Here is a 10,122-nt window from a genome sequence, read left to right as displayed (position 1 = left end):
GAAATAGGCAGAATGGGCCAATATGTTGATAGGCGGATTCTACCTATTGCATTTTTAAAGTATTTGTGTATTATTTTTCATAATAAATAAATATTACCCCAGAAACATAAATAGCACCTACCACATGAATCCGCCGAAATCAACACAAGAAAGCCAAATTAAGAAGTTTTGGGACAATTACATAAACCGCCTGAAAAACATTGGTATCAAAGACAATGTAATCAGGTGGTATGTGATCAGAGCCGAGCAGTATATCAAAGCATTCCCCGACAAGCCCCTGGCGGAGCACGGCCCGGAAGAGGTGGCCGCCTACCTGGAACAACAGGTAAGAACAGATGGGATTGAGGACTGGCAGTTCAGGCAGATTGTGGATGCTATACAGAATCTGTTTGCCATGCTTGGCGTAACCTGGTTGCCGGAGGTGGACTGGAAATTCTGGATGGATTCAGCCGATTCCCTCACAGAATGCCATCCCACGGTTGCGGCCGGGACTTCGGCCCAAAAAACCATTGATCACCTGTCAAATATAAAGCACTCAAAACTTGCCGACGTCCGAAAAGTTCATACAGAGATTCTGACGCAGCTGCTGGTGGCGCTGCGAACAAGGAATTATTCCATAAGAACCGAACAGTCTTATGAATCATGGGTGACGCGTTTTATCTCCTTTTGCGGCAACCGGGAGCCGGAAACGCTTGGCAGCGGTGAGGTTGTCAGTTTCCTGCAACATCTGGCCGTTCAGCGAAATCTTGCGGAAAGCACCCAGAACCAGGCGTTGAATGCCTTGGTATTCTTTTATGACAAGGTGCTGAAACAGCCCCTGGGTGATATTGGTAATTTTGTACGCGCTAAACGTCCCAGGCGTCTGCCCGTGGTGTTAACCCGGAGCGAGGTTGCCAAAATTCTTGGGCAGATGGCCGGCACGCAAAAGCTGATGGCTTCCCTGCTTTATGGTACGGGTATGCGGTTGATGGATTGTGTCAGGCTCAGGGTCCAGGACATTGATTTCGGGTACCAGCAGATCGTGATCCGGGACGGGAAAGGGAAAAAGGATCGTGTGCTGCCCTTGCCCGAACGGCTTGTAAACCAGCTTAAGACCCACCTTGAAGCGGTGCATGAGATCCACGAAACAGATCTGGAGAAAGGACTTGGTGAGACATCTCTTCCCAATGCCCTTGAACAAAAATATCCCGATGGCGCCAAAGAGTGGGGATGGCAGTATGTGTTTCCCAGCGGCCGGCTTTCCGTTGATCCAAAGAGCGGTAAGACACGCCGCCACCATATCCACGAAAACGGTCTTCAAAAAGCCATCAAAAATGCGGCCCAGCAGGCAAATATTACCAAAAGGGTCAATTGCCACGCCCTGCGCCACAGTTTTGCCACCCATCTTCTGGAAAGCGGTTATGATATCCGTACGGTTCAGGAGTTGCTCGGCCATGCAGACGTCTCCACAACCATGATTTACACTCATGTTCTCAATCGCGGGGGAAAAGGCGTTAAAAGCCCTCTGGACGGGTTATAAGCTAAAAAGCAATGACCGGGCAAGATTAAACCACGATAAAATCAACAGTCTTGACAACGCCCAGGGCCGTTTTATTTTGACAGAATGTTATTCACGAACCATTTTATTAACTTTTATAATAAGGATAAACCATATGCTCAAACTTGGCGAAAAGGGAGCCATCCTCCAGAATGACAACAAGACCTATGCCATTGCCCCTCACATTCCCTGCGGGGTTGTTACACCGGAAATGCTCAGAAAAATTGCTGATGTGGCAGAAAAATACGAGGCCAAAGCCCTCAAGCTTACCGGAGCCACCCGAATTGCCATTGTAGGACTCCAGGAAGAGGACATTGATTCGGCATGGCAGGATCTGGGACTTGAAAAGGGTGCGGCTGTGGGCATGTGTATCCGCTCGGTGCGCGCCTGTCCGGGAACCACCTTCTGCAAGCTCGGCAAGCAGGATGCCCTGGGCGTGGGCATGGAAATGGACAAGCAATACCACGCCATGCAACTGCCGGGTAAATTCAAAATAGCGGTATCCGGGTGCAAGCTCTCCTGCTCCGAATCCTGGGTCAGGGACATCGGACTTATCGGTGAAGCTAACGGCTGGGTTCTTGTCATTGGCGGCAACGTGGGTATGAGTCCCAGAATTGCCCAGAAGGTGGCTGAAGGACTGAGCACTGAACAGGCCATGGAGGCTTGTAAACGCATTGTTGAGTATTACAGGGAAAATGCAAATAAAGGGGAGCGTCTCGGAAAGATGATCGATCGTATCGGCCTTGAACCCTTTGAAAAGGCCATTCAAGGTTAATCTATTTTCCATAAACACAAATTATTATAAGACTATAAATCATGACCAAAGACAACGCCTCTTTTGCACAGCAAATCAAACCCTTTCGGGATGAAATTGATGACATTGATGCCGAGATTATCTCCTTATTGAGCAAGCGCCGGAAACAGGTGGAAAAAATCGTGGAGGTGAAAAAAGCGCACAAGGTGTCCATTTACCATCCGGCCCGGGAGGAAGACGTGATATCCCGCCTGCGGGGAAAAGCCTCGGACATGGATGTGGACCCCGATTTGGTGGAGAGTCTTTACAGAACGATCATGCACCAGTCCAGGAAAAGTCAGACCCGTGTGTCCAAAACCAGTTTGATTCGGCCTCAGGCAAGGATACTGATTGTGGGCGGTGCCGGAGAGATGGGGCGTCTGTTTGTTCGATTTTTCACCGAAACCGGATACCAGGTGGAGATCCTGGATAAAAATGACTGGGACCGGGCCCAAGGTCTGTGTCAAAACGCAGACCTTGTCATTGTCTGTGTCCCCATTAACGTCACCGTCAAGGTCATTGAGCAATTAGCCCCCCTGATGCGGCCGGATGCGGTGCTCACAGACCTGACTTCGGTCAAGACGCTCCCCCTTGAAGCCATGTGCCGGGCACACAAGGGACCTGTGCTGGGTCTTCACCCCCTTTTCGGCCCCACCACGAACAACCTGGACAAGCAGATCATTGCGGCATGTGCCGGACAAGACGACGATGCCTGCCAGTGGGTTATTGACCAGCTGGTTGCCTGGGGCGCGGTGGTTGTTGAAGCAAGTGCCCGGGAACATGACCAGATCATGGAGATTGTCCAGGCCCTGCGGCATTTTGCCACGTTCAGTTTCGGCAGTTTTCTTTACCGCCAGGGCATACCCATTAAACGCACCCTTGAATTCTCAAGCCCGATCTACCGCCTGGAACTGGGCATGGTGGGCAGGCTTTTTGCCCAGGACCCTGATCTGTACGCAGAAATCATCTTTGCCACACCTGAACGACGTCAACTGTTAAAAACATTTGTTCAATCCTTGACCCAGTTTCTGGATATGCTTGAATCCGGAGACAAAGAAGCGTTTATTAAAGAATTTAACCAGATCGCTGAATGGTTCGGACCCTTTGGCAACCAGGCCCTGCGTGAAAGCACCTATTTTATAAACAAACTGATTGAACGATTTTAAAAAACGCAGTCAACAGGCTGTTAATCCGCATCATCCCCGTACAGCTTAAGTTTTTTAAGCAATGTTTTCCGGGTAATGCCAAGTCTTCGGGCCGCTTCGCTCTTATTTCCCCCGGCTGCAGCCAGGGTGGATAAGATGGCCCGTTCCTCCACCTTGGCCAGGGCGATATTTTCAAGATTCAATTCCGCATTTATTGTTGGTTCTGCCTCCTCATCTGAAATAAAGGAGAGGTCAGTCCTGCAAAGGTAGTCGGTTCTGGCCATGACCACGCCGCGCTCCACGGCGTTCATCAGTTCCCGGACATTGCCGGGCCACTCATACCGTATCAGGGTATCCATGGCATTGGGAGAGAATCCCTTGATGTCCCTGCGGTTTTTCCGGGCAAACTCATCGAGGAAGTGGATGGCAAGTTCAGGGATATCCTCGGGGCGCCGGCGCAACGGCGGAATATCAATGTGTACCACATTAAGACGGTAATAAAGGTCTTCCCTGAACGTTTTTTTTGCGGACATCTCTTTTAAATCCCTGTTGGTGGCGGCAATCACCCTCACATCCACGGCAAGGCTTTGTTCCGAGCCCACGGGGGCAATCTCTTTTTCCTGGATGACCCGCAGCAGCTTTGCCTGCATGGCAAGGCTCATCTCACCGATTTCATCGAGCAGGATACTGCCTTTGTCCGCCAAAAGAAACTTGCCCTTGCGTTTTTTATCCGCCCCGGTGAATGCGCCCCGTTCATGGCCGAACAGTTCTGATTCCAAAAGGGTTTCGGTGATGGCTGCACAGTTGATCCGGATGTAGGGGTGAGGCCTTCTCATGCTGTTGTTGTGAAGGGCGGCAGCCACAAGTTCCTTTCCTGTGCCGGATTCCCCTGTGACAAGCACATTGGCATCGGTGGGGGCCACCATGTGTATGGTATCCAGCAGTGCTTTCATGACAGGGCTTTTGCCCAGGATATCGTGATGAAAATTGCTGGTTTCCAACCGTTTTTTCAGGTCCTGATTTTCGTTTTTCAGGTGAAGGCGCTCAAACACCCGATCCACGGTGAGTTTAAGCTTGTCAAAATCAAGGGGTTTGGTCAGGTAATCATAGGCCCCGATTTTCAGCGCCCGGACGGCCGTGTCCACCGAGGAATAGGCGGTCATGATGACCACGGGAAGGGCCGGGTTAAAGGCATGAATTTTGGCCAGGGCGTCCATGCCGGACATTTTCACCATTTTCATATCCATGAGCACCAGGCCAAAGGGGCTGTTTGTCACCGCATCCACACCGTCATCTCCGTCCGGGGCAACCTGAACGGCATATCCCCACCCTTTCATCAGCGTTCTAAGCATGGTGGCATGGGCTGTATCATCATCCACCACCAGCACGGTCTTGTCACTCATCAACATATCCTTAATCTTGTCTATTTTATTGATTTATTGTCAGACGCTGCCATCACCGCCCCATTAACAGGCAGGATGATATAAAACACGGTGCCCTTTGAAGGCCGGCTTTCCACCCGGATATCTCCTTTGAGATTTTCAACAATCCTGTGAACAATGGATAACCCGAGACCGGTTCCCTTGGCCCGGGTGGTAAAATAGGGGTCAAATACTTTTTCAAGATCTTTTGCCGGGATGCCGCAGCCGTTGTCCGCCACCCGGATTTCAATATCATCTTGTACATCGGCCACGCCTATTTCAAGGATTCCGCCGCTGTCCATGGCATTTAAGGCATTCATGTACAAATTGAGCAGCACCTGGCAGATCCGTTCGGGATCCGTATGAATGGTTTCTCTTCTAGTGCGGATATCTGTTTCAACCCGGATCTTTTTTTTCTCAAGGTCATGGGAAACCAGTTTAAGGGAATGGCGGATAAGGGGTTCAATCCGGGTCTGCTTGATCTCCACCGCCATGGGCTTGGCAAATTCGAGCAATTGGGTGATGGAGCGATTCATACGTTCCACTTCCTGGACCATAATTTTTGCAATTTCCACGTCCTCGGGTTCATTTTTATACTGCCGGGAAAAATAGGTGGCAAAGCCCTTGATGGAACTTAACGGATTTCTGATTTCATGCGCCACACCTGCGGCAAGTTTTCCTATGGCCGCTAAACGCCGATTGGTTTCCACCTGTTTTTTCAAATCCCGGATCTGGGTCAGATCCCTGAATAAAAGGACAAAACCCTGGATCTGGTCTTCGTCTGCCGGAATGGCCGAAACAGTCATATCCAGCCGGAGCTCGCCTTGCTCTTTTGGGTTCAACGCCACTTCCCCGGACGCAACGCCTCCTGACCCCGTAATCTTAGCAGCCATGGCAGCCATCTGGGGGTAGGCTTTTTCGGGAATTTTACCCAGGATCTTTTCAGCAGCGCGGTTGGCGGACGTCACATTAAAATTCGTATCCAGGGTGATGAGGCCCGAGGGCATATTCTGAACCACATTGTCGGAAAACGCCATAACCTGTTCCAGGGATGACTGGGCAGCCCAGTAAGCCTGGAGGGCAAACAGGGCAATAATGCCCGAACAGCAGAAAACAAAGAACAAAAGTCCTCTGATGACGATATTCTTAAATCCCTGGGACTGAGCCGCCTGCACCCCGGCCATGGACATTCCGGCAAAAATATAGTGATCAGTCTGCCCAAATGCGCCGAAAGCCGGCCTGGCCGAGCTTTCAGGACCAAGCGGGCCAGGCGGCCCGGGCGGCATATTTCCGTAGCCGTAGCCATAGCTGGGATCGGGACCGTGGCCGGCTGCCCATCCTCGACCTCTGAGCCTGGGATTAAATGGAACAAATCGCTTGGCCAATTCCAGAACCGGCCCATCCTCGGTATTCAGGGAGCGGCTGGAGATTCGATGGGGATCCATGGGTAACGACGCAAGGTCTGGCCACCCGTCATAAATTTTACCCACCATGGCGGCATCGGAATGGGCGACGATCTTTCCCATGGCATCGGTGATCATGATATAGGCAACATCAGGCTGACCTGCGGTCTCCTCCAGCATGGACTGAAGCCGTTCGATACCCCACTGCATGGAGCCCAGACCAATCCGGGTGCCGGCCTCAAATGTACGGATTAACGAGGTGCCTGTGATTAAAAACCGCTCCCGGATAAACTCATCCTGCTTTTTAACCCGGTCCAGGGTCATCAGGATAAACACAGGCAACAGCACAACCAGAACACCCACCATCACCAGAGGCGGCACTAACCCCGGCATTTTTGGGGTGATATTTAATTTAAATCTATTCATTGGGTCAACACAGATATATGGAACGTATATTTTTTACCCGATTGTATACCCTTACCTGGATAAAAAGTACACACTATATTTGATTCTTTAAAATATAGCCTGGTATGGTAGTTAGACGCCAATGCCCTGGTACAAAACGACTTCAATGAATATAGACATGAATGGCACACCAATTGCATTATAATTCTGCAACGATGATCATAGAAATTTAAGATCATCAAAGCACGAATCACGGAATATAAACCAAGGGCCACAAGGAGGCATTATGAAAAAAACATTAGCCGCATTAACCATCCTGATTGTTACATGCAGCTTTTCTGCAGGTGCATTTGCAACGCCCCCAAAACAGGGCAAAGAAAAGGGCTTAAGGCAGGACAGAGCCCGTGCGTGCATGAACCTGACCGATGAACAGCAAAAACAGCTTCGCGAGCTGCATCAAAAATTTACTGATGACACCTATGAAATGCGTACAAACATTATGAACCTGGATCAGCAGATCCTCATGTACATGGAAACATCCAATCCTGATCCGGCAAAACTGAAATCCATGGTCATGGAAAAAGCGGATTTATCAAAAGATCTGGCAGTTAAACGGTTGGAATTTGCCCTGGATGCCGGAAAAATCTCTCCGGAATTAAAATGCATGGCCATGGGCCGAGGATTTGGCGGCTCTGGTATGGGATACGGCGCTGGCGGCTATCATGGACTTGGCAGAGGTGCCGGGTTTAATGATGGTTCTGGGCCGGGAATTGACGATCCCCAAGATAAGACCCCCTCAGAAAACAAATAATACATACCCACCGCTCCACGATACATCCCTCCATCAACTACCTTCTCTCCTGTCCCCCCGGGTAACACACCCGGGGGGACCCTTTTTTCAATGTATCATTCTTGTTCCACAGGATTTTCAAGCACGCCAATGCCTTCAATTTCAACCTCCATCCGATCTCCCGGCGCCAGAAACACGCGGGGTTTACGGGTAAAGCCTACCCCTTCGGGTGTTCCTGTCAGGATCAGGGTGCCGGGCAAAAGGGTTGAAGACTGGGAGAGGTAGGAGATCATATTGGCGATGCTGAATACCATGTCGCTGGTGTTGCTGTCCTGCATGACTTCACCGTTCAGGCGTAACTTAATGGCAAGGCTCTGGGGATCGGGAATTTCGTCTGCCGTCGTCATGACCGGCCCGCAGGGACAAAAGGTGTCATAACTTTTTCCCCGGGTCCACTGGAATCCACCGGCATGTTTCTGCCACCGCCGGGCAGAGACGTCATTGGTACAAGTATAGCCGAGCACATAATCCAGGGCATCTTCCTCGGACACATTTTTAGCGGCCTTTTTAATGATCACCCCAAGCTCGGCTTCGTAATCCACCTCGGGCGGATCTGACGCACATTTGGGGATCACGACCGGATCTTTGTGCCCTGCAAGGGACCCGGGGTATTTCATGAACACGGCCGGATATTTTGGGATTTCCTGGCCGGTCTCTTCTGCATGACGCCGGTAATTAAGGCCGATGCAGATAATGGACGAAGGTTCCACCGGGGGCAAAATTTTTACGACCGCCACCCGTTCACCGGTATCGCTGAAACCATAGTCCGCAGACTGTTCCACCAGACTGGCTGTTTTTCCGTCCCAATCGCACCCAATGACTTCCTTACCCTGTTGGGTAGTAAAACGAATGATCTTCATTTAAGGCTCCTTTATTCTTTTTATTGCATGAGCTATATTCATAGCCGGAAATCAATACATCCGGCAAGGAAAAAATGAAATCTATCTTCACAGGCAGTATACACAATGAAAACATCAGAAAGCAGGCCGATCTTATCCTGGTGGTCCTGGCTTCCCAGTCCGTCAGGGCGGTTATTGAGACAGGCCCTGACGGATTGTGCAATATCCTTGTACCTGATGACGATGTTTTTAAGGCCCAACAGCAACTTAAAAAATACGCAAGGGAAAACAAGGATATCCCAAGGCAGGCCCCCCATGTTCCGACCAGAATTTTTTTCTCCCCTGCCGCCCTGGTAACGGCCTTTTTTCTATCAGCCATCCATTACATCATCACTACCCGGGGCCTTCACAAACAAGCGATTCTGGACTTTGGTTCGTCTTCATATTATCTGAGCCAGGGGCAAAGTTTCAGGGCTGTGACAGCCTTATTTCTGCACAGCAATGCGGACCATCTTCTGGGAAATATGGCCGGAATAATCGTGCTTGCAGGCCCTTTGCTGCGCGTGAGCGGTTACGGACAGGGGCTTTTGCTGCTTTTGGCGGCAGGCACGGCCGGCAATCTTGTATCTGAAAGTTTCGGCCCGGATTTACGACTCTCCATCGGGGCCTCCACAGCGGTTATGGCGGCGGCAGGACTCCTTGGGGCCCGGCGCATGACCATTGGCGAAAAATCAGGTCAATCCGTATTTCCAAAACTCAAAGGAGTGGCCCCCTTTGTTGCGGCAGCCACACTTACCGCCATGTTCAGCCATGGTGAAAATACCGACATATCTGCCCACCTGTTTGGTTTCCTTGCCGGTACCGGAATCGGCCTGTGTTATTATCCGTTGTCTGCACCGTTATCAGGTCCGGTAATCGGCCGGATCAGTTTGGGCATTGTCCTGGTAATTTTGTGCACGGCGTTTCTCCAGGGTCTTTTGACCTTTCTGCCGGGGTAACGGGTTGGGGACCCTTTACTTTTTAATGGACCGGTTAAGCTTTCGGACAAAACTGACCGGTACGGCATAGGTGATTCCCGTCGGCTCTTTAAGGACGTATTCTTTTTTCCCTTTGACAAAAACCTTATTGATCACTCCGACAACTTCTCCGGTGGCAATCCGATAGACCGGGCTTCCGCTGTTCCCCGGAAAGGCAACGGCATCAAGCTGGATAATCTCCCAGGGGTCTTCAAGGTATTTGATCATCTCTCCTTTGATCAGGCTGCCGTGGGGGGTGGGCAGAATAACCGGCGCAATGGCCGAAACAATACCTGTGTGAGTGGTTGCATTGAGGCCGAGCACAAAACCGATGGGATATCCGGTAATCGCCACCTGGTGCCCCTCTTTGAGGGAACCATCCGCCGCCATGGGCAAGGGATCCAATTTGCCTGCCATCTCCAGTATGGCCAGGTCGTGGAAAGGGTCTTCGGCGAGCAAGACGGCCTTAACCCCTTTGCCCGACAAATTCTTGTGAAAAATACGCAGATGGAACATGAGTTTCTTTTCTTTAATGGCCTCGAGTACATGCTGGTTGGTGACGATTCTGCTGCCGTCCCCGATGGCAAAGCCGGTACCCAGAAACCGGGTCATGGGGACATCCTTATAATAATAGGTGCCCACGGATACGGTGGAGGCTTTTATTTTTGACACCAGGTCGGCCATGTAAGCATCCCGTTCCCGAAACAAAACAT

The 10,122-nt window shown here is 50.7% G+C and carries 9 protein-coding genes; 5 read left to right on the top strand and 4 right to left on the bottom strand.

Annotated features, from left to right (window positions below):
* The first annotated feature begins 526 nt into the window (after nucleotides 1-526).
* The 3 genes from B3D59_RS04570 (at nucleotide 527) to tyrA (ending at nucleotide 3,496) form a co-directional block, all read left to right on the top strand.
* Nucleotides 527-1,519, top strand: a complete 993-nt coding sequence (locus tag B3D59_RS04570) for an integron integrase (RefSeq protein WP_286817993.1) — start codon at nucleotides 527-529, stop codon at nucleotides 1,517-1,519.
* 133 nt (nucleotides 1,520-1,652) lie between these two features.
* A complete protein-coding gene (locus tag B3D59_RS04565) occupies nucleotides 1,653-2,312 on the top strand; it encodes an NAD(P)/FAD-dependent oxidoreductase (protein WP_286817992.1) in 660 nt (219 codons plus the stop codon).
* 41 nt (nucleotides 2,313-2,353) lie between these two features.
* Nucleotides 2,354-3,496: a bifunctional chorismate mutase/prephenate dehydrogenase gene (tyrA, locus tag B3D59_RS04560; RefSeq protein WP_286817991.1), complete on the top strand. Its 1,143-nt coding sequence runs from the start codon at nucleotides 2,354-2,356 to the stop codon at nucleotides 3,494-3,496.
* Nucleotides 3,497-3,516: 20 nt separating this feature from the next.
* Here tyrA and B3D59_RS04555 read toward each other — a convergent pair whose 3' ends face one another.
* Nucleotides 3,517-4,878 (bottom strand): sigma-54-dependent transcriptional regulator, encoded by a 1,362-nt coding sequence (locus B3D59_RS04555; RefSeq protein ID WP_286817990.1) that lies wholly within the window; start codon nucleotides 4,876-4,878, stop codon nucleotides 3,517-3,519.
* Nucleotides 4,879-4,898: 20 nt separating this feature from the next.
* A complete protein-coding gene (locus B3D59_RS04550) occupies nucleotides 4,899-6,725 on the bottom strand; it encodes an ATP-binding protein (protein ID WP_286817989.1) in 1,827 nt (608 codons plus the stop codon).
* Between the two features lie 265 nt (nucleotides 6,726-6,990).
* Here B3D59_RS04550 and B3D59_RS04545 point away from each other — a divergent pair, with 265 nt between their 5' ends.
* Nucleotides 6,991-7,515, top strand: a complete 525-nt coding sequence (locus tag B3D59_RS04545) for a Spy/CpxP family protein refolding chaperone (RefSeq protein WP_286817988.1) — start codon at nucleotides 6,991-6,993, stop codon at nucleotides 7,513-7,515.
* Between the two features lie 95 nt (nucleotides 7,516-7,610).
* On the opposite strand, the gene B3D59_RS04540 is transcribed toward B3D59_RS04545, so the two are convergent.
* A complete protein-coding gene (locus B3D59_RS04540) occupies nucleotides 7,611-8,414 on the bottom strand; it encodes a fumarylacetoacetate hydrolase family protein (RefSeq protein WP_286817987.1) in 804 nt (267 codons plus the stop codon).
* 74 nt (nucleotides 8,415-8,488) lie between these two features.
* On the opposite strand from B3D59_RS04540, the gene B3D59_RS04535 reads away from it, so the two are divergent.
* Nucleotides 8,489-9,391, top strand: coding sequence for a rhomboid family intramembrane serine protease (locus B3D59_RS04535; RefSeq protein ID WP_286817986.1), 903 nt, complete (start codon nucleotides 8,489-8,491; stop codon nucleotides 9,389-9,391).
* A gap of 15 nt (nucleotides 9,392-9,406) precedes the next feature.
* On the opposite strand, the gene B3D59_RS04530 is transcribed toward B3D59_RS04535, so the two are convergent.
* The coding region (locus B3D59_RS04530) for a S1 family peptidase (RefSeq protein ID WP_286817985.1) at nucleotides 9,407-10,122 on the bottom strand (716 nt) is incomplete at its 5' end.

Source organism: Desulfobacter sp. UBA2225 (assembly GCF_002348205.1).
Lineage (GTDB): Bacteria > Desulfobacterota > Desulfobacteria > Desulfobacterales > Desulfobacteraceae > Desulfobacter > Desulfobacter postgatei.
The sequence above is the reverse complement of the archived record's forward strand: the minus strand, read 5'-3'. Positions and strand labels throughout refer to the sequence as shown.

Coding starts and splice junctions, on each gene's coding strand:
- B3D59_RS04565 (WP_286817992.1), top strand. CDS start 1,653: ATGCTCAAACTTGGCGAAAAGGGAGCCATCCTCCAGAATGACAACAAG.
- tyrA (WP_286817991.1), top strand. CDS start 2,354: ATGACCAAAGACAACGCCTCTTTTGCACAGCAAATCAAACCCTTTCGG.
- B3D59_RS04555 (WP_286817990.1), bottom strand. CDS start 4,878: ATGAGTGACAAGACCGTGCTGGTGGTGGATGATGATACAGCCCATGCC.
- B3D59_RS04550 (WP_286817989.1), bottom strand. CDS start 6,725: ATGAATAGATTTAAATTAAATATCACCCCAAAAATGCCGGGGTTAGTG.
- B3D59_RS04545 (WP_286817988.1), top strand. CDS start 6,991: ATGAAAAAAACATTAGCCGCATTAACCATCCTGATTGTTACATGCAGC.
- B3D59_RS04540 (WP_286817987.1), bottom strand. CDS start 8,414: ATGAAGATCATTCGTTTTACTACCCAACAGGGTAAGGAAGTCATTGGG.
- B3D59_RS04535 (WP_286817986.1), top strand. CDS start 8,489: ATGAAATCTATCTTCACAGGCAGTATACACAATGAAAACATCAGAAAG.